Source organism: Acutalibacter sp. JLR.KK004 (assembly GCF_036941085.1).
Lineage (GTDB): Bacteria > Bacillota > Clostridia > Oscillospirales > Acutalibacteraceae > Acutalibacter.
The window spans coordinates 279,723-298,164 of record NZ_JAYMNQ010000002.1 but is presented as its reverse complement, the minus strand read 5'-3'; the positions used below and the strand labels follow the sequence as shown (position 1 = coordinate 298,164).

The window sequence follows — 18,442 nt, the reverse complement described above, 5'->3', positions numbered from 1 at the left end:
GGTATGAGTGTGAAGCTTTCCACCAAATATTTCGGTGAAATCGACTTTGAGCGGGAGGATGTGCTGTCCTTCCCCAAAGGCCTTTTTGCCTTTGAAGAGGAAAAAGAATTTTTGCTGCTGCCTTTTTCCGGCAGCGACGGCACCCTGCTGTGCCTGCAAAGCGTGGAAACGCCGGAGCTGGCCTTTGTCTGCATTAACCCCTTTTCCTTTAACGGCGGCTATGCGCCTGTTTTGCAGCCGGAAGAGTTGAAGGTTATGGGTGTGGAGGACAGCCGGGAGCTGTGCTACTACGTGTTGTGCGTGGTAAAGAACCCGGTTTCCAGCAGCACGGTAAACCTGAAGTGCCCCATTGCCATTCACGATGAAACCAGGCAGGGGATGCAGGTGATATTGGAGGGAACAGATTACGGCATGCGCCACCTGCTTTCCGAGTTTGGGGAAGGAGGGGGAGCGGATGCTGATCCTGCGCAGGAAAAGCGGTGAGTCTTTCCGCATTGGGGAGGATATTACCATTACAGTGCTGTCCACTAAGGACAGCGAGGCCCAGATAGCCATTGACGCGCCCAAGGAAGTCCCTGTGCTGCGCAGCGAGCTGTACAACGCCATGGAGGAAAACCGGGACGCTGCCGAGGAGCAGTCCCAGCCCCAGGAGCTGCTGGCTATGCTCACCCAGTTGCAGCACAAGTCCCCGGAGCCTTCAGAAAAAACAGAATAAAAATGGGAAAGAGCGGTGCGGAGAAGCGCCGCTCTTTTTGCATAATCCCCCTTGATGTGGATTATCCTATAGTCAGGCTGCTATTTTACAGCACACATATTGGAGGGTTTTTATGGCAAACCATCTGCAAAATGAGACAAGCCCTTACCTGCTTCAGCACGCGGAGAATCCGGTGGACTGGTATCCTTGGGGGGAGGAGGCTTTCCGCCGGGCCAAGGAGGAGGACAAGCCTGTTTTCCTCAGCATTGGATACAGCACCTGCCACTGGTGCCATGTTATGGCCGGGGAAAGCTTTCAGGACGCGGAAACAGCCCGGCTGCTGAACCGGTGGTTTATCAGCATTAAGGTTGACCGGGAGGAGCGGCCTGACCTGGACAGCGTTTATATGGCGGCCTGCCAGGCCTTTACCGGCAGCGGCGGCTGGCCTGCCAGCCTCTTTTTAACGCCGGGAAAGGAGCCTTTTTATGCGGGGACGTATTTCCCTAAGCGCAGCCGGGGCGGCATGGTTGGATTCCAGGAGCTGTTGGAGCTGATCCATGAGAAGTGGGAGCGGGATCGTCCGGCCCTGCTAGACAATGCCAGGAAAGCTGTGGCGCTGCTGAAGCGCCAGGAGCAGGCGGCCGGCAAGGCGGAGCCGGGGCTGCTGGAAACGGCTGTACGGGAATATAAGCACAGTTTTGACCGGGAGCATGGAGGTTTTGGCGGCGCGCCCAAATTTCCCTCGCCCCATAACCTGCTTTTCCTGCTGGCCTATTATCGCAGGCGGGGGGACAGGGAATGCCTGGAGATGGCGGAAAAGACCCTTGTGCAAATGTACCGGGGCGGGCTGTTTGATCATATTGGCGGCGGTTTTTGCCGATACTCGACAGATGCGCGCTTTTTAGCGCCCCATTTTGAAAAGATGCTATATGACAATGCCCTGCTGGTTTTAGCCTGCTGCGAAGCCTATGAGATAACCCGGAAAGAGGTGTATCTGCTGGCAGCGCGGCGCACAGCGGACTATGTGCTGGGGGAGATGACAGCGGATGCAGGGGGCTTTTACAGCGCCCAGGACGCGGACTGCCAGGGGGAAGAGGGGAAATATTACCTTTTTACGCCGGAGGAGATTATCCGCGTTTTGGGACGGGAGCAGGGGGAACGGTTTAACAGGCATTTTGACATCACAGCAGCCGGAAACTTTGAGGGGAAAAGTATTCCCAACCTGCTGGGCAGCGACCCGCTGGATCGCGCCTTTGATGAGGCCTTGAAGCGCTTGTATGCCTATCGCAGGGAGCGATATGACCTCCACCTGGATGATAAGCATCTGACGGCCTGGAATGGTTTGATGATTGCCGCGCTGTGCCGCCTGTACCGGGCCAGCGGCAGGCAGGAATATCTGGAGGCGGCGAAGAAGGCAGACCGCTTCCTCTGGGAGCACCTGTGGGATGGGGAATCCCTGTATGTCAGTTTCCGGGCGGGGCGCCGAGGCGCAAAAGGGTTTCTGGATGACTATGCCGCCGGCGTGTTCACACAGTTGGCACTTTATGGCGCAACACTGGAGGGGAAATATCTTGCCCAGGGAGAGATGCTCTGCCAGAAGGCTGTTTCCAAGTTTTGGGACAAGGAAAAGGGCGGATTTTCCCTTTACGGAGAGGAGCAGGAAGCCCTGTTCCTCCGGCCCAAGGAAACCTATGATGGGGCTATGCCCAGCGGGAACTCCCTGATGGCCTGGAACCTGGTGCGGCTGGGGCAGCTTACCGGGGAGGAGGGGATTACCCGGCTGGCAGAGCGCCAACTGGATTTCCTGGCAACAGAGGCAGAACGGTATCCCGCAGGCTTTGCCATGTTTTTGCTGGCCTTGCTGGACAACACAGATCCGCCGCCCAAGGCTACTGTAGTGCTGGCGGACAGACGTAAAAGGCAGGAGCTGCCGCTGGCGCTTCCCGCAGAAGCTGTTGTCACTTTGCGGGAGCCAGGCCAGGAGTATCCTTTGAAAGAGGGCAGGACTACCTTCTATGTGTGCCGGGGACGCCAGTGCCTGCCGCCGTCCAACAGGTGGCCAGAGTAAAAGGATTTTCCCGCGGCGGAAATACAGTTTTTCAATGGGGCGTGTCTCAGGCGAAGGGGCACGCCCTTTCAGTTTCTTTTCTAGTGGAAGGGATTTTTTAAATGTGCCGGCTGTACAGGCAGTTTTATGGAGCGGGGGACATAAAATCAAAGAGAAACAAAAGGGGGTGGCAGCCGTGTTTTTTGCACAGCTACTAGATTTTCTGTCCAACATTTTTTACCTGTTCCTGCATGTCACGGGAAACGGCACTTTTCCCAGGGCGCTTACCGGCGCCCAGGAGAAAAAGTGCCTGGAGGAGATGGCGGCAGGCAGCGCAAGCGCCCGCCGCATGCTGATTGAACACAACCTGCGGCTGGTGGCCCACATTGTCAAGAAATACTACGCCAGCCAGAACGACCAAGAAGATTTAATCTCCATCGGCACCATCGGCCTCATTAAGGCCATTGACAGCTTTGACCCGGGGAAGGGGATCCGCCTTTCCAGTTATGCGTCTAAATGTATTGAAAATGAGATTCTTATGTTTTTCCGCAGCGGCAAAAAGAGCGCACAGGATGTTTCCATCAATGAACCTATCGATACGGATAAGGACGGCAATTCCCTGACCATCATGGATACCATGGCAGTGGAGGACACCATTATCGACAACATTGACGTGCGCATGAAAAGCGAAAAACTGTATGGGTTTATTGACTGCGCCCTGAGCAAAAGGGAAAAAGATATTGTCTGTATGCGGTATGGCCTGCTGGGACACGCTGCCATGCCCCAGCGGGTGGTGGCAAAGCGGCTGGGGATTTCCCGGAGCTACGTGTCGCGCATTGAGAAAAAAGCTCTGGAAAAGCTGCGGGCAGAGTTTGGAGAGGGAGAATATTAGGGTATATTATTGTATATGGGAATATAATCAAATTTGAATAGCGCTTCAACCCAAAAAGAAACGGAAGACATTATCAGTCTGTCGAAAAAGCCGGCCAGATGGCAGATTTTTCTCAATGAATCCAGTAAAACAGGAACGGGTGATAATCAAGATGTTTAAATGAGGGAAAATGAGCGGGGTCCATAGAAACGGTGGACACGGAACGCCTGGTGCCAGCAGATCGCCTGTTTCGGCAGGCAGACGCGGCGGTGAACTTTGAGAGGCTGTGCGAAATTGTGGAGCCACTGTATAGTGAAAGCGAGAGGCGGTACAGCATTGGCCCAGTGGTGCTGTTCAAGATTGTCCTGCTGCAACATCTGGAAGGATCACGAGGAGCTGGCTGATGATGCCAGATACACTCCGGAATACATGGAACTTTACGCAAAACGCATAGAAACCGTTGAACGGGTTTTTGCCGACGCCAAAGAAAAGCACGTCATGCGATATACCCATTACCGTGGTCTGACCCAGGTTTCCAACTGGGTGAGGCTTAAATTTGCTGCCATGAATCTCAAAAAGCTGACCAGATGGAAAGATAGACGGTATTTCCCTACTCGTTCACCTACCATATTTTCCTGTTTTTGGGGGCCTGTCTGGAACTTCCCCAGACAGGCCCCTTTTCGACAAATTGGAACGCCAGCCTTTTTAAGGGCTGGCGTTCCTTTTCTAGCGCCCCGGCCCTGTGGGAGGGGCGCTTTTCGTTTTTACAGGCTTTCCACCAGATCCGCCGCGCTATCCAGCCAAGCGCCCTCAAACAGCTCGATGGCGCCCTGGTCGCAGGCTGCGGCCAGCTTGGGATCCAGAGGCAGCTTGCCCAGCACCTTTAAATCGTACTTGGCGGCTACCTCGTCAATATGGCTCTCCCCGAACACGGAGAAGGGCCTGCCGCAGTCCGGGCACTGGACATAGCTCATGTTCTCCACCAGGCCCAGCACAGGCACATCCATCATTTTTGCCATTTCCACAGCCTTGGAGACGATCATGGACACCAGCTCCTGGGGGGAGGTGACGATGATGATGCCGTCCAGGGGCAGGCTTTGGAATACAGTGAGGGGGGCGTCCCCGGTGCCGGGGGGCATGTCCACAAACATATAGTCCACGTCGCCCCACACCACGTCTGTCCAGAACTGCTTGATGGCCCCGGCAATCACCGGGCCGCGCCAGACAACGGGAGTGGTTTCCTCATCCAGCAGCAGGTTGATGCTCATGACCTTTACGCCGGTTTTGGTGTCCATGGGGTACATGCCGTTTTCGTCTGCCATGCATTTGCCCTTTAAGCCAAAGCACTTGGGGATGGAAGGCCCGGTGATGTCCGCGTCCAGAACGCCTACGGACAGCTCCCGGCGGCGCAGGGTGGTGGCAAGCAGGGAGGTTACCAGGGACTTGCCCACGCCGCCCTTGCCGCTGACCACGCCGATAACCTTCTTCACGTGACTTAAATCGTTGGTCTTTTCCAGAAAGCTTTGGGGGCCTTCCCTGCTGGGGCAGTTTTCCCCGCAGGTGGAACAGTCGTGTGTGCAGTTCTCAAGATTTTCGCTCATATTGCTTCTCTCCTTTTGTTTTTCTGAGGGCAATGCCCAGGCATTCTAAAGCGGCATATCATTCTGCCAGCGTGCGCAAAAATGCGCAGCCATAAACCTGGCGGTGCTGCCCTAAATATGGTTCTACCTGTCAAAAGGGCGGTCTTCTAAAAATAGCAGAGGGACAGCGCTTCCCCGTCCAGCCGGGCGGGGCGGCCGATGGGCAGGATGGCGTGGTTTTCCCCATGGCCGAAGTCGTCGCAATAGACAACGGGGATGTGATGGCGCTGGCCCAAAAGCTTTAAACGGGCATAGAGATGGGGGCAGGGGTGGTCTGCAAAGTTCCCGAAGATAAGGCCTGTCACCGTTTTCATAAAGGGGCTTTGCTCGATACAGGCCAGCATGGAGCTGACGTGGGCTTCATCCCCGAACATCTCGTGATCCTCCAGAAAGAGGATGTGGGGCTGCGCAAGGTCTACAGGGAAATAGTCTGTCCCCAGCAAAAGGGCAAAATTCATGGTGTATCCGCCGCAGAGCACTCCTTCCCCCGCGCCGGGGCTTAAGGAAAGCCAGGGGGAATTTTTCTCGTGCTCTGTCATGCTGCCGCTGAGGATGTGGCCCTCAAAGTGGCGGCGGTTATACGCTGTCCAGCCTGTGAACATGGTGGGATCCTGGCCATAGTAGGTTTCCAGGCCCGTCATGGCCCAAACCGCGTTTAGCAGGGTGGTGCCGTCGCTGTAGCTGCACAGGCGCTTGGGGTTTTCCCGGAACAAATCAAAGTGCAGGTAGGGCAGAAGCTCCGGGCTGCCCTCGCCCCCGCCGAAAAGGATGTAGTCCACATCCCGGTTCCCGGCAAGCTGGTTCAGATCCGCGGCCCGCTCTGTGTCGGAGGCCAGATATCCCCAGGTGTTTTTGTAGAGGTTATCTGCCTGCACCACCTGGAAGCCCTCTTTTTCCATCTCCCCGATAATGTGCTTAAACTCCCGGCTCCAGGGGATTTCCTGCCCTGGCCCGGCTTCATAAAGGGGGATGTGGCTGGGGGAGCAGACGCCGATAGTCCCGCCCTTTGGCAAAGGCTTTGCACGCATATTTTTCCTCCTGAGGGGCCTTAACAGAAGGGGTTTTCGCTCTTATAGAGCATCCCCTTGGGCTGGTTAAATCCAATGTCCTCCACGCCCAGGAACTTGAACACCTCGAAAAGGGCCTTGCCATAGTGGCCGAAGGCTACGGCCCCGTGGTGGGGGTAATTCTTCTCAATGAGCACGTGGCGGTAGAACCGGCCCATTTCCGGGATGGCAAACACGCCTACGCCGCCAAAGGAGCGTGTGGGCACAGGCAGCACCTCGCCCTGGGCCACGTAAGCGCGGAGGATGCAGTCTGCTGTGCTTTGCAGCCGGAAGAAAGTGATATCGCCAGGCTGGATGTCCCCTTCCAGGGTGCCCTGGGTGACCTCCTCAGGCAGGCTGCGGGCCATGATCATCTGGTACTTCATGGTGGGCTTGCACAGCTTTTTCGAGCAGGTGTTGCCGCAATGGAAGCCCATGAAGGTATCTGTAAGGCTATAGGGGAACTTGCCCTCAATGTCGGACTTATACATATCCTTGGGCACTGTGTTGTTGATGTCCAGCAGGGTGACAATGTCGCTGGAGACGCAGGCGCCGATGAACTCGCTGAGGGTGCCCCAGATGTCCACCTCGCAGGAGACAGGGATGCCCCGGCCTGTCAGCCGGGAGTTTACATAGCAGGGCACAAAGCCGAACTGGGTCTGGAAGGCGGGCCAGCATTTGCTGGTGAGGGCCACGTATTTCCGGTATCCCTTATGTTCCTCCACCCAGTCCAGCAGGGTGATTTCATACTGGGCCAGCTTTTCGAGGATTTCCGGCTTCTTGTTGCCCTCGCCCAGCTCCTCCGCCATCTCTTTGGCAACCGCCGGAACGCGCTTGTCCCCCGCGTGCTTGTGGAAGGCCTCGAACAAATCCAGCTCTGAGTTTTCCTCAATCTCCACGCCCAGGTCGTACAGCCGCTTGATAGGCGCGTTGCAGGCCAGGAAGTTTAAGGGCCGGGGGCCGAAGCTGATGATTTTCAGGTTTTGAAGCCCTATCAGCGCCCGGGCAATGGGGAAGAACTCGTGGATGCGGTCGGCACAGTCCTGCGCGTCCCCTACGGGGTTTTCCGGGATGTAGGCTTTGATTTCCCGGAGCTTTAAGTTATAGCTGGCATTGAGCATGCCGCAGTAGGCGTCGCCCCGGCCGCCCACCAGGTCGTCGCCGCTTTCCTCCGCGGCGGCAATGAACATGGCGGGGCCGTCGAAGTGCTTGGCTAAAAGCGTCTCGGAAATTTCCGGGCCGAAGTTCCCCAAGTATACCACCAAGGCGTTGCACCCGGCTTTTTTGACGCCCTCCAGGGCCTGCACCATGTGGATTTCGCTTTCCACAATGCAGACGGGGCACTCATAGACGCTGGGCGCTTCCGCGCCGTATTTGGCGGCGAAGGCGCTTATCAGGGCCTTGCGGCGGTTTACGGACAGGGATTCCGGGAAGCAGTCCCGGGACACGGCGACCACGCCGATTTTTACTTCTGGGATGTTTGTCATGGTTTTTTTCCTCCTTTTGAGATCCTGGGGACGCTGTCCCGTCTGCCGGCTCGGCCGGCTCATGGTTCGCCCCCAGAACCCACAAACCCTTTTTTAAAAGGGGTTGACCCTAAAATAAATTGCTTCATCCATCATAACGCAAACGGCAGGAAAAAGCAATTGTTTTTCATTGCAATCCCTCCCGCGCTGTGCTATACTGAATCAAAACAAAGCGGGAGCGTGTATACATGAACCGGGAAAACAAACGCCGCCAATATGAAAAAGGCTTTTACAAAACCCATGCCTGCGATGAAACCTTCACCTGCAAGGTCTGCGGGCGGGAGGTGGTGCCTGCCGGGGCGGGCAGCGATCACCGCAACCACTGCCCCAACTGCCTCTCCAGCCTCCATGTGGACATAGAGCCTGGGGACAGGGCGTCTGACTGCGGGGGGGTGATGGAGCCGGTTGCCGTATGGGTGCGCCATAACGGCGAGTGGGCCATTGTCCACCGCTGCAAACGGTGCGGCGCCCTCAGCTCCAACCGGGTGCTGGCAGACGACAACCCCATGAAGCTGATGTCCATTGCCTTAAAGCCGTTGGCCTGCCCCCCCTTCCCCTTAGAGCGCATTGAGGAGCTGACCAGGATGATGGGCGGCTCCGGCGATTTGCCCCCCGCCCCCAAAGCAGGGGGCGGGGAGAGTTGAAGCGCATCCGCAAAAATGGCCTGAACCGGGAAGTGGTTCAGGCCATGGGTTTTTCTGGGGAGGTTTATGCGTCGCAGGCGCAGTGGTCACACTCGGTCAGTTCCCCCACAATGGGCAGGGGATCAATGCCCTGGCGGGTGTAATAGTCTGCCACAGCGGCCTTGATGGCCTGCTCTGCCAATACGGAGCAGTGTACCTTTACCGGGGGCAGGCCGTCCAGGGCCTCCATAACGGCCTTGTTGGTAAGCTTTAAGGCCTGGTCAATGGTTTTGCCCTTGATCATCTCTGTTGCCATGCTGCTGGTGGCAATGGCCGCGCCGCACCCGAAGGTCATAAAGGAAACGTCTGTGATGGTGTTCCCCTCCACCTTGATATACATGCGCATAATATCCCCGCATTTGGGGTTGCCAACCTCGCCCACCCCGCTGTATTCCTTCATTTCCCCCACGTTGCGGGGATTGGAGAAATGCTCCATTACCTTTGCACTGTATGCCATATAGGGTCATCCTTTCTTTTCGATTTTCCGTATTTTTCTGGAAAGCTTTATTTCTCTTTGAAATTCCCTGCGCCCCTGGAAGAACAGGTTCACCAGAAACGGCTTCTTAATATCTCCGGAAGCGCTTCTGCTTTATCATCACGATGGTTCTGTCCTCTTCCACCAGCCCGTCCCGGGGAGCTGGGGCGGCTTCCCGCAGGGCCACGCGGTTTGCCTGGGTTTTGTTCCCAGGCCGCACTGCCTGCCACACCAGCAGCCCCACCAGCACCGGGGCGCTGAGGATGGGTATCAGAAAGAGGATCCGGAGCAAAGGGGGCATTCCCCCTGCCATAGTTATGAACATGATGCCGATGCCGGAGGAGGCCAGCGTAGCCAGGAACGCCAGCCCCCGCAGAAGCGCACGTGCGCGTCTTGGGTTCATGCGTTTCATCGTATCACCTACATATATTCGTCATAGCTGACCTGCCCCTTCTGGATGGAGTCCCACAAGGGGGACATGGCCCGCAGGCGCTGGATGATGGGGGGGATGACCTCCAGGAGATAGTCAACATCCTCCATGGTGTTGTAGTCCCCAAAGCTTAGCCGCAGGGATCCATGGGCCACCCCGTGAGGTAGGCCGATGGCTAAAAGCACATGGCTGGGGTCTAAGGAGCCGCTGGTGCAGGCAGAGCCGGAGGAGGCGGACACCCCCTGCATGTCCAGCATCAGCAGCAGGGATTCCCCCTCCACCCCCTGGAAGCAGAAGTGGACGTTGCCGGGGAGCCGGTGCTCCCGGTGGCCGTTTAAGCGGCTGCGCTCTATTTTCAAAAGCCCGTCGATGAGCTTGTCCCGCATGGGGGTAAGCCGGGCAATGCGCTGGTCTATGGTGGAGCAGGCCTCCTCCATGGCTGCGGCAAGGCCCGCGATTTCTGCCACGTTTTCTGTGCCGCCCCGCTTGCCACGCTCCTGGGCGCCGCCGTCCAGCAGGTTCTGAAGCTGCGTGCCCAGCCGGACATACAGCGCCCCCACGCCCTTAGGCCCATGGAGCTTGTGCCCGCTTAAGGACAGCATGTCAATGTGCTGGGCCTTTACGTCGATGTGGACGTTGCCCACAGCCTGCACCGCGTCTGTGTGGAAGGGCACCCCATGCTTCTGGCAGATCTCCCCGATTTCCGGGATGGGCTGGATGGTGCCGATTTCGTTATTGGCGTACATAATGGTAACAAGGGCCGTTTTGTCCGTTATGGCGGACTCCACCTCCTCCGGGCGCACCAGGCCGTCCTTGTGCACAGGCAGGTAAGTGACGGCAAAGCCCTCCTTTTCCAAAGCCTGGCAGGTGTGCAGCACCGCGTGGTGCTCAAAGGCGGAGGTGATGATGTGGTTTTTGCCATGTTTTTTAAGCTGGGCCTTTGCGCAGCCTTTGATGGCCCAGTTGTCGCTTTCTGTGCCGCAGCTTGTGAAGAAAATCTCGTTGGGCTTTGCGCCCAGGCATTTGGCTACTGTCTCCCGGGCCTGTTCCAGCTTTGCCTTGGCCTCCTGCCCCAGCCCGTACAGGCTGGAGGGGTTGCCGTAAACTTCTTTATAAAAGGGAAGCATCGCCTCCAGAACCTGCGGGGAAACAGCAGTGGTAGCGGCGTTGTCCGCGTATACCTTTCTGCCCATGAAAAATCATCCTTTCCTGAAAAGTGGGCGGGAACCCGATGAAGCAAGGATAGTGTGCCCGCCTGGGTTTAATATACACCTTTTTAGTATACATTTCAATACCTGAACGCATTCTTCCAAGATTTTTTACAATCCTCCCTGTATTTCCCAGCAAACATTTGGCTGGTTGCACAAAGCGGAGCGGGAATAAACTGGCAGAATAAACAATTGTATTGTGGGAAATGCCATGGTATCCTGATAAGAGGAAATTTTCTATTTAGAAACCATACCTGGAAAGGACGATTGCCATGCTGATAAGCCAGAAAATGCGCACCCTTGCCCCGGAGCTGGATCCCCTCCGGCTGGGCACCGGCTGGAAGCCGGAGGATCTCCCCAAGCCCCAGATTTTTGTGGAGAGCACCTTTGGGGACAGCCACCCAGGCTCTGGCCACCTGGACAAGCTGGTGGAGGCTGTGCGGGAGGGTGTCGCCGCCGCGGGGGGCTATGGCGCCCGGTACTTCTGCACGGACATCTGCGACGGGGAAAGCCAGGGCACTGACGGCATAAACTTCTCCCTTTGCAGCCGCGAGATGATTGCCAACATGATTGAGATACAGGCAAACGCCACCCCCTTTGACGCCGGGGTGTACCTGGCAAGCTGCGACAAGGGAATGCCCGGGAACCTGATGGGCATGGCCCGGGTGAACATCCCCTCTGTGGTGGTGGCGGGAGGCGCCATGGCGGCAGGTCCGGAGCTTCTGACCCTGGAGCAGCTTGGCATGTACAGCGCCATGTACCAGCGGGGGGAAATTGACGAGGCGAAGTTTAACTGGGCCAAGGAGAACGCCTGCCCAAGCTGCGGGGCCTGCTCCTTTATCGGCACAGCCTCTACCATGCAGATTATGGCGGAGGCCCTGGGGCTGTCCCTGCCGGGCAGCGCCCTGCTGCCTGCCACAAGCCCTGACCTGCTGGAATATGCCCGGCGGGCAGGGGCCTTGGCTGTGAAGCTGGCCTGCTCGGAAAACATGCGGCCCCGGGACATTGTGACCATGGACAGCTTTGAAAACGCTATTTTGGTCCATGCCGCCATTTCCGGCTCTACCAACTGCCTGCTGCACCTGCCGGCTATAGCCCATGAATACGGCTTGGAAATTACAGGGGATACCTTTGACAGGCTTCACCGGGGGGCGAGATACCTGCTGGACGTGCGGCCTGCCGGGCGCTGGCCCGCCGAGTTCTTCTACTATGCCGGCGGCGTGCCCGCCATTATGGAGGAGATTAAGGGCCATCTGCACCTGGACGCCATGACGGTCACAGGGAAAACCCTGGGGGAGAACCTGGAGGATCTGAAGCGGGACGGCTTTTATGAGCGCTGCCAGAAATGGCTGGAGGAAGCCAACCGGAAATACGGCATCAGCATACAGAGGGAAGATGTTATCCGGCCCTATGGCAAAGCCCTGGGCTGTGACGGCTCTATTGCCATTTTAAAGGGGAACCTGGCCCCGGAGGGCGCGGTTATCAAGCACACCGCCTGCCCTAAGGAGATGTTCTCCGCCGTTTTAAACGCCCGCCCCTTTGACAGCGAGGAAGAATGCATTGACGCGGTGCTGCACCGCCGGGTGAAGCCCGGGGACGCGGTGTTTATCCGCTATGAGGGGCCGAAAGGCTCCGGTATGCCGGAGATGTTCTACACCTCCGAGGCCATTTCCTCTGACAAGGAACTGGGCCGCAGCATTGCCCTGATTACGGACGGGCGGTTCTCCGGGGCCTCTACCGGGCCTGTTATCGGCCACTGCAGCCCTGAAGCCCAGGCCGGCGGGCCTATTGCCCTGGTGGAGGAAGGGGACTTGATTGAGCTGGACGTGGAGAAGCGCATCCTCGCCATTGTGGGGGTGAAGGGGGAGCGCAAAACCCCGGAGGAGATGGAGGAAATATTGGCAGAGCGCAAAAAGCACTGGGCGCCGAAGCCTGCGAAATACCAGTCCGGGGTGCTGCGCCTGTTCTCAGAGCTGGCAGAATCTCCCATGAAGGGCGCGTACCTTTCATTTGGGGAGTAACGAAAAGGAGGGGAAAGCTATGCATAGAATAAATGAACAGATTGCCGCTATCGGCATTGTGCCGGTGATTAAGCTTACAAACCCGGAGCGGGACGCGGTCCCCCTGGCAAAGGCATTGTGCGCGGGAGGCGTGGCTGTGGCGGAGGTGACCTTCCGGGCGGCCGGGGCTGAAAGAGCCATCCGCCTGATGAAGGAGGCCTGCCCGGACATGCTGGTGGGGGCTGGCACAGTGACCACAACAGGGCATATTGACAAGGCCCTGGCGGCTGGGGGGCAGTTTATCGTCACCCCTGGCTTTGACCCGGAGCTGGTGGCCTATGCAAAGGAAAAGGGCGTGCCCATCTATCCCGGCTGCACCACCCCTACGGACTACCATGCCGCTTTGAAATTCGGCCTGGAGGTGATTAAGTTTTTCCCGGCGGAGCAGTCTGGGGGCCTGGCGAAAATCAAGGCCATGAGCGCCCCCTTCCCCCAGTTTAAGGTGATGCCCACCGGGGGCATTTCCCTGGGGAACCTGGAGGCCTACAGCGCCTGCCCCTGCATCTGCGCCTGCGGCGGCTCTTATATGGTGACGGCGGAGCTGATTGAAAACGGCAGGTGGGAGGAAATTACCCAGCTTTGCAGGCGCTCCCGGGAGATTGTGGAGGGGGCCAGGAAGGGAATGGCGGTTTAAGAACCTGTATTCACAACCTGTAACCACCGTCTAAGCGGCCTTTTTGAAGCCACTCTATGTTAAATTTTCTTGCAAGGCGACAGCCTTGCTGCGAACATTTGCCTTGATTGGCTTCAAAAATTCCCGCTCATCCGGCAATTTCGATTATGAATACAGGTTCTAAGAGCCTGTTTGAAAAATATAGAGAAAGGAACGGTGCGGGGAATCCTGTACCGCATGGCGGCTTTTTATGATATTTACCATTAAGAATGACAAGTTTACAGCAAAGGTGGACACCCTGGGGGCGCAGATTATCTCCCTGGAGGACGCGCAGGGCCGGGAGCTTTTGTGGACAGGGGATCCGGCCTACTGGCGGGAGCATGCCCCTGTGCTGTTCCCTATTGTGGGGGCCTTGCGGGATAACCGGGTGAAAATCAAGGACGTCTGGTTTGAAATGACCCGACACGGCTTTGCCAAGCACAAGGAATTTGATTTGGTGAGACGGGGGGAGGGGGACATCTTCCTCCGGCTTCAGGATGACGGGGACACAAAAAAAGCATATCCCTTCAGCTTCGCGCTGACGGTGGAATATGCTTTGACAGAGGAGGGCTATGCCACTGCCTTTACTGTGGAGAACACCGGGAAGGAGCCGCTGCCCTTTGCCATTGGCGGGCACCCGGGCTTTAACCTTCCTTTGGAGGACGGGGCGGAATTTGAGGACTACGTCCTCCGGTTTGAGCAGGAGGAAAGCCAGCAGTGCCCCACTGTCCGGATGGACACCGGGCTGCTGGACTATGAAACCCCGGGCTTTGCCCTGGAGGGCAGGGAGATCCCCCTGCGGCACAACCTGTTTTACCGGGATGCTTTGGTGTTTTCCGGCCTTAACTCCCACAAGGCGGCAATTGTGAACAAGAAAACAGGGAAGGGCATTGAGATGGACTTTGCCGGGTTCCCCATGCTGGGGGTGTGGTCTGCCCAGAACGACGGGCCTTACGTATGCTTGGAGCCTTGGACGGGCTGCGCCACCCTCACCACAGAGGGGGACGAGTTTACAGGGAAAAAAGGCATAATTACCCTTTCCCCCGGAGAGAAAACAGAGCGGCGGTTCACTGTACGGGTGATGTAATTTATTCCGGGAAGGACAGCTCGATGCGCAGCCGGCCCTTTTCCCAGGAGGCGGTGATGGCGCCGCCCATGCGCTCGGTGAGAAGCTTGGCGATGGAAAGCCCCAGGCCAGTGGAATCCCGCCCGGTTTCCACTGTGTAAAAGCGGTCGAAAAGCCGGGCGGCGGACACCGGGTTCAGCCCTGGCGCGGAATTTTCAAAAGTGGCCCTGCCGTCTTTGGTGAGGGCCGCTTTTAGATCCCCGCCGCTGTATTTCAGGGCATTGGAGAGGATATTGGAGAGCACCCGGCTAAGGGCCTCCCCGTCAAGCTGCCGGGGCACCGGCCCTTCCGGCAAGCTGATTTCCGGCGCAATGCCCCGCCCCTGGAAGGCCCCGTAAAAGGACACCAGGCTTTCCTCCAGCGCCCGGGAAAAATCGACGGGCTGAAGGCGCACAGGCTCTGCCGCCACCACGGAATAACGGAACAGCTCTTCTGTGAGGCGGCTCATGGCTTCCACCCGGCCCGCGATAAGGCCCAGGTATTTCCTGGCAAGGGCCGGGCTTTCCTCCCGCTCCAGCAGTTCCAGGTAGCCCCGGATGGCGGTGAGGGGGGTGCGCAGGTCGTGGGAGATATTGGTGACGGCTTCTTTCAGCTCCAAGTCCCCCTGCTGGTACTGCCGCCGTTTTTCCCGCAGCAGCGCAAGATCCCGGTTCAGCGCCGCCGCCAGCTTCCGCATGGCCCTGTCCCGGCTGGAAATGTCCACCAGGGTGTTTGTTTCCATGTCTTTGCGCTCTTTCAGGCCCTGCACCAGCTCCCGGGCGGCCTTGCGCATCAGCCGCACCTTGATTCCCAGCCCTGCCGCCACGCACCCCAGCACAGCCGCCAATATCCATCCTGCCATTCTTCCTACCTCCTAAGACCTTGGAGCTTTGCTCCAAACCTCACAAGCCTTTTTGGAAAAAGGCTTGACCCAGGGCGTGTTCACATAAGCGCTTGCAAGCGTCTTTTTGGCGGTTTTTTGCCATCTTCTTCGCCAAAAATTCTTGAGGTACGCAAGTACATCTGCGAATTTTTGACTTGATTCTGCCAAAAACCTGCTCAAAAATCCACATACTCCTCTTATGTGAACACGCCCTAAAAACTTACCGCACCCACGCCGATGCTGGCCGGGGCTTTTGCGCCCGGCGCCCGGTGTGGGTGTGGTTTTGCTTTTTGTTGTTTTGCCCCCGCTGGGTCAGCGCAGGTCTTTCCGGTAAAAGCCCCGGACGCCTGCCAGGGTGGCAAGCGCCCCTGTCACCCCAGCGTTCAGGATGATGAGCCAGGGCTTTCCTGCGTCCAGGGAGGAGCACTGGAACACCATGCCGCCCAGGGTGTAATTGTAGAAAAATTCCAGCGCCGACCGGTACGCGCCCTGGGGGCAGGCCGGGTTAATGGTCATCTCCCCGGTGGGCAGGGACAGGTTGTCCGTCCCTGAGGCGTACAGGGGTAAAAATTCCGGCGTGTGGAGAAGGAGGCTTGCAAACCACCCCGCTATCACAAAGAGGAAGCCTGCCGCCAGGCCTATGGTCACGCCCCAGGCCTGGCTCTGTATCAGCATGGCAAGGGCCGTAAAAAACGCCGCCAGCGCCAGCAGCACTATCAGGGAGCACACAGCCAGGGCCAGCAGGTACCCCGGCTCCCGGCTCATCTCCGCCTCCGGTGCAAGGGCCAGGAAAAGCCCCAGATAGCACAGCAGGTATACCCCCGCAAACCACAGCGCCGCCATAAAGCTGACAAGCAGCGCGGAAAAATAGACCCTGCCCCGCCCGTGCCCCACGGCCGTTTTATTGCGCATGCCGCCGCAGCCGTACTCCCGGCCCAGGGTGATGGAGCAGAACACCGGCAGCACGATACTGGCTATCATCAGGCAGTTGAAGGCCCCGGAGTCCCAGGGAAAAGCAGCGTTCTTTTCGCGGCAGGCCTCCACGCCGTTCAGGACCATAAACCCCCCGCCCCAGGCCGCGAAGGCCGTCTCCGCCCAGAAGAGCCAGTCCCGGCAGATGCTTCGTGCCCAGGCACGTAAAATATTTCCCATAGCAGGTCATCCCCTTGCCGCAAAATTGCCCCTATGTGGGGCGCGTTTGACACGCACAACACCAACAGTGTTCGCGTTTGCCTGCATAAGCGCGGCACAACGTGCCGCAGCGCAAACTCGCCACCCGTTTCCCCGCGTCGAAGATGCAACGTTACGTTGCCCTCACTTTAGGTCTTTTCTGGCAAACAGCCCCAGGCCCGCAAAAATACTGGCAAGGCTTATCCCCAAATCACACAATGCAAAGCGCAAAGGGTTTGTGATTCCCATGCCCGCGCACTGTATCGCCTGGTTTACAGGCAGGAAGTCGTTGAGGAACTCATAGACGGCCCGCTTTATACCGGTCAGGTAGGCGGGGTTGGGGACGCTGTCATCGGCTATCTCCATACCGTTTTCTGTAAACGTCACCATGCCCTCATTCGTGGGCGGCTCCATTAAAGCGCCGTTTATCACAGTAGCGGCGACAAACAGCACCATGGGGATGATGAGGCATATGGTGGACGCGACAGCTTTATTGGGGCACAGCATACTCACCAGCACGTAAATGGACGTGACCGCGACGGCCACCAATATGCTGAGAAGCGCGGTCGTCAAAAAGGCCATGGCGGGCGCTTTCGCGGCGCCCAGCAGGAAGAGGGAGATTACTGTGGCGGGTACGGCAAAAGCCAGGCACAAAAGCAAAGTCCCTATGACGCACACCACCCAGTTGGACATATAGATCTCATTGCGGGTGCGGCCCACCATCATTTTGTTGCGGATGGTGCCGTCGCTGTAGTCTATGCCCAGGTACAGGCTGATGAACACCGCCGCCGCGATGCAGATAAACGGCGTATAATTAAAGACAAGGTCATCCGGCGCGAAAACCGTGTTATAGCGCAGGCTGTCAAAATATTGTGCCACCGGAAGATAGACGCCCAGCGCCGCCATGCCCCAAAAGCACACCCAAAAGGCCAAATCCTTTTTTAACCGGGCAAAGCCCGCGAATACCAGTTTATTCATGGTGGGCACCTCCTACCAGATTGATGAAATAGCTTTCCAAAGATTCGTCCCGCTCCTGCATGGAGAGCACCTGGCAGCCCTCCTGGTCCAGGGCCTTGATAAGCTGGGTGATGTTCAAGGGGTCGTACACGTCTGCCACGCTGTCGTTTACAATGCTGTATTTCAGCACCATGCTGTCCAGCACCCTCGATAGGGCCTTTGTGTCGCTGACAGTGAGGCGGGTGCATTTGCGGCAGGCAGCCTCCAGGTCTTCGGCGCTGATTTCCTTTACCATCCGGCCCTGGTCGATAAACCCATAGTGGGTGGCAAGGCGGGAAAGCTCGTCGAGAATGTGGCTGGAGATGAGGACGGTAATCTGCCGCTCCCGGTTCAGGCGCAGGATCAGCTCCCGCATTTCGATGATGCCCTGGGGGTCAAGGCCGTTGGTGGGTTCGTCCAGGACGAGGAAATCCGGATCCCCGGCTAAAGCCACGGCTATGCCCAGCCGCTGGCGCATGCCTAAGGAGAAATTCCGGGCCTTTTTCCCGCCTGTGTCCCCTAAGCCCACCAGATCTAAAAGCTCTGGTATGCGGTCGAAGTCCGGCCTGCCCAGCACTAGGTGCTGCTCTTTTAGGTTTTCCTCTGCTGTCAGGTGCAGGTAGATGGAGGGGGTTTCCACCACCGCGCCCATGCGCCTGCGGGCCATGGTGATGTCCTTTGCCCCGTTTTGCAGGCCGTACAGGGTATAGCTGCCCCCAGTGGGCCGCTGCAGGCCGCAGACCAGGCGGATGAGGGTGGTTTTCCCCGCGCCGTTTTTGCCTACAAAGCCGTATATGGAGCCTTTGGGCACATGGAGGGAGAAATTATCCAGGGCCTTGAAATGCTTATACTGTTTGGAAAGCCCCTGGGCTGTCAATACATATTCCATCATGCGTACCTCCTTTAGTATGGTGCCCCTATTGTACACCCAAAAGGTAAAGACAGCGGTAAAGAAA

19 protein-coding genes and 1 pseudogene are annotated in these 18,442 nt (G+C 57.6%); 10 read left to right on the top strand and 10 right to left on the bottom strand.

Annotated elements, in window-relative coordinates; translation table 11 throughout:
- The first annotated feature begins 3 nt into the window (after positions 1 to 3).
- From fliW to VSQ30_RS15895, 6 genes and pseudogenes are all read left to right on the top strand, one after another.
- Positions 4 to 483: a flagellar assembly protein FliW gene (gene fliW, locus VSQ30_RS15920; protein ID WP_201751265.1), complete on the top strand. Its 480-nt coding sequence runs from the start codon at positions 4 to 6 to the stop codon at positions 481 to 483.
- Positions 455 to 715: a carbon storage regulator gene (locus VSQ30_RS15915; RefSeq protein ID WP_160642762.1), complete on the top strand. Its 261-nt coding sequence runs from the start codon at positions 455 to 457 to the stop codon at positions 713 to 715. The genes fliW and VSQ30_RS15915 overlap by 29 nt, the downstream gene beginning before the upstream one ends.
- Before the next feature lie 112 nt (positions 716 to 827).
- Positions 828 to 2,762, top strand: coding sequence for a thioredoxin domain-containing protein (locus tag VSQ30_RS15910; protein ID WP_334465342.1), 1,935 nt, complete (start codon positions 828 to 830; stop codon positions 2,760 to 2,762).
- Positions 2,763 to 2,937: 175 nt separating this feature from the next.
- A complete protein-coding gene (sigK, locus tag VSQ30_RS15905; protein ID WP_334465339.1) occupies positions 2,938 to 3,633 on the top strand; it encodes an RNA polymerase sporulation sigma factor SigK in 696 nt (231 codons plus the stop codon).
- 191 nt (positions 3,634 to 3,824) lie between these two features.
- Positions 3,825 to 4,016 (top strand): transposase, encoded by a 192-nt coding sequence (locus VSQ30_RS15900; RefSeq protein ID WP_334466091.1) that lies wholly within the window; start codon positions 3,825 to 3,827, stop codon positions 4,014 to 4,016.
- A gap of 22 nt (positions 4,017 to 4,038) precedes the next feature.
- A pseudogene (locus tag VSQ30_RS15895) lies at positions 4,039 to 4,206 on the top strand (transposase); the annotation flags it as partial.
- Positions 4,207 to 4,376: 170 nt separating this feature from the next.
- Here the strand turns inward: VSQ30_RS15895 and VSQ30_RS15890 are convergent.
- The 3 genes from VSQ30_RS15890 to VSQ30_RS15880 all read right to left on the bottom strand — a co-directional run bounded on the left by VSQ30_RS15890 (position 4,377) and on the right by VSQ30_RS15880 (position 7,785).
- Positions 4,377 to 5,213: a P-loop NTPase gene (locus tag VSQ30_RS15890; RefSeq protein WP_334465336.1), complete on the bottom strand. Its 837-nt coding sequence runs from the start codon at positions 5,211 to 5,213 to the stop codon at positions 4,377 to 4,379.
- Positions 5,214 to 5,359: 146 nt separating this feature from the next.
- Entirely contained in the window at positions 5,360 to 6,280 is a 921-nt protein-coding gene (locus VSQ30_RS15885; protein WP_334465333.1) for a S66 peptidase family protein, read from the bottom strand.
- A gap of 20 nt (positions 6,281 to 6,300) precedes the next feature.
- Positions 6,301 to 7,785, bottom strand: coding sequence for an L-fucose/L-arabinose isomerase family protein (locus tag VSQ30_RS15880; RefSeq protein ID WP_334465330.1), 1,485 nt, complete (start codon positions 7,783 to 7,785; stop codon positions 6,301 to 6,303).
- Positions 7,786 to 8,012: 227 nt separating this feature from the next.
- Here VSQ30_RS15880 and VSQ30_RS15875 point away from each other — a divergent pair, with 227 nt between their 5' ends.
- Positions 8,013 to 8,468 (top strand): RNHCP domain-containing protein, encoded by a 456-nt coding sequence (locus VSQ30_RS15875; protein WP_334465327.1) that lies wholly within the window; start codon positions 8,013 to 8,015, stop codon positions 8,466 to 8,468.
- 64 nt (positions 8,469 to 8,532) lie between these two features.
- On the opposite strand, the gene nifU is transcribed toward VSQ30_RS15875, so the two are convergent.
- The 3 genes from nifU to nifS form a co-directional block, all read right to left on the bottom strand.
- Complete coding sequence (gene nifU, locus VSQ30_RS15870; RefSeq protein WP_160641766.1) at positions 8,533 to 8,964, bottom strand: Fe-S cluster assembly scaffold protein NifU; 432 nt, start codon at positions 8,962 to 8,964, stop codon at positions 8,533 to 8,535.
- Between the two features lie 106 nt (positions 8,965 to 9,070).
- Positions 9,071 to 9,385 (bottom strand): hypothetical protein, encoded by a 315-nt coding sequence (locus tag VSQ30_RS15865; RefSeq protein ID WP_160641767.1) that lies wholly within the window; start codon positions 9,383 to 9,385, stop codon positions 9,071 to 9,073.
- 17 nt (positions 9,386 to 9,402) lie between these two features.
- Positions 9,403 to 10,605, bottom strand: a complete 1,203-nt coding sequence (gene nifS / locus VSQ30_RS15860; RefSeq protein WP_334465324.1) for a cysteine desulfurase NifS — start codon at positions 10,603 to 10,605, stop codon at positions 9,403 to 9,405.
- A 290-nt stretch (positions 10,606 to 10,895) separates the two neighbouring features.
- Here nifS and ilvD point away from each other — a divergent pair, with 290 nt between their 5' ends.
- From ilvD to VSQ30_RS15845, 3 genes are all read left to right on the top strand, one after another.
- Positions 10,896 to 12,641 (top strand): dihydroxy-acid dehydratase, encoded by a 1,746-nt coding sequence (gene ilvD / locus VSQ30_RS15855; protein WP_334466066.1) that lies wholly within the window; start codon positions 10,896 to 10,898, stop codon positions 12,639 to 12,641.
- A gap of 19 nt (positions 12,642 to 12,660) precedes the next feature.
- A complete protein-coding gene (gene eda / locus VSQ30_RS15850; RefSeq protein WP_334465322.1) occupies positions 12,661 to 13,314 on the top strand; it encodes a bifunctional 4-hydroxy-2-oxoglutarate aldolase/2-dehydro-3-deoxy-phosphogluconate aldolase in 654 nt (217 codons plus the stop codon).
- Positions 13,315 to 13,543: 229 nt separating this feature from the next.
- Positions 13,544 to 14,419, top strand: coding sequence for an aldose 1-epimerase family protein (locus VSQ30_RS15845; protein ID WP_334465320.1), 876 nt, complete (start codon positions 13,544 to 13,546; stop codon positions 14,417 to 14,419).
- 1 nt (position 14,420) lies between these two features.
- Here the strand turns inward: VSQ30_RS15845 and VSQ30_RS15840 are convergent, their stop codons facing one another.
- From VSQ30_RS15840 to VSQ30_RS15825, 4 genes are all read right to left on the bottom strand, one after another.
- Positions 14,421 to 15,299, bottom strand: coding sequence for a sensor histidine kinase (locus VSQ30_RS15840; RefSeq protein ID WP_334465318.1), 879 nt, complete (start codon positions 15,297 to 15,299; stop codon positions 14,421 to 14,423).
- A 333-nt stretch (positions 15,300 to 15,632) separates the two neighbouring features.
- Complete coding sequence (locus tag VSQ30_RS15835; protein ID WP_334465316.1) at positions 15,633 to 16,472, bottom strand: hypothetical protein; 840 nt, start codon at positions 16,470 to 16,472, stop codon at positions 15,633 to 15,635.
- Positions 16,473 to 16,634: 162 nt separating this feature from the next.
- Positions 16,635 to 17,468, bottom strand: coding sequence for an ABC-2 transporter permease (locus tag VSQ30_RS15830; RefSeq protein ID WP_160641775.1), 834 nt, complete (start codon positions 17,466 to 17,468; stop codon positions 16,635 to 16,637).
- Positions 17,461 to 18,375 carry an ATP-binding cassette domain-containing protein gene (locus VSQ30_RS15825; RefSeq protein ID WP_334466064.1) on the bottom strand — a complete coding sequence of 305 codons (915 nt, stop codon included), beginning with the start codon at positions 18,373 to 18,375 and terminating at the stop codon, positions 17,461 to 17,463. Before VSQ30_RS15825 ends, VSQ30_RS15830 begins: the two co-directional genes overlap by 8 nt.
- Positions 18,376 to 18,442: the final 67 nt, after the last annotated feature.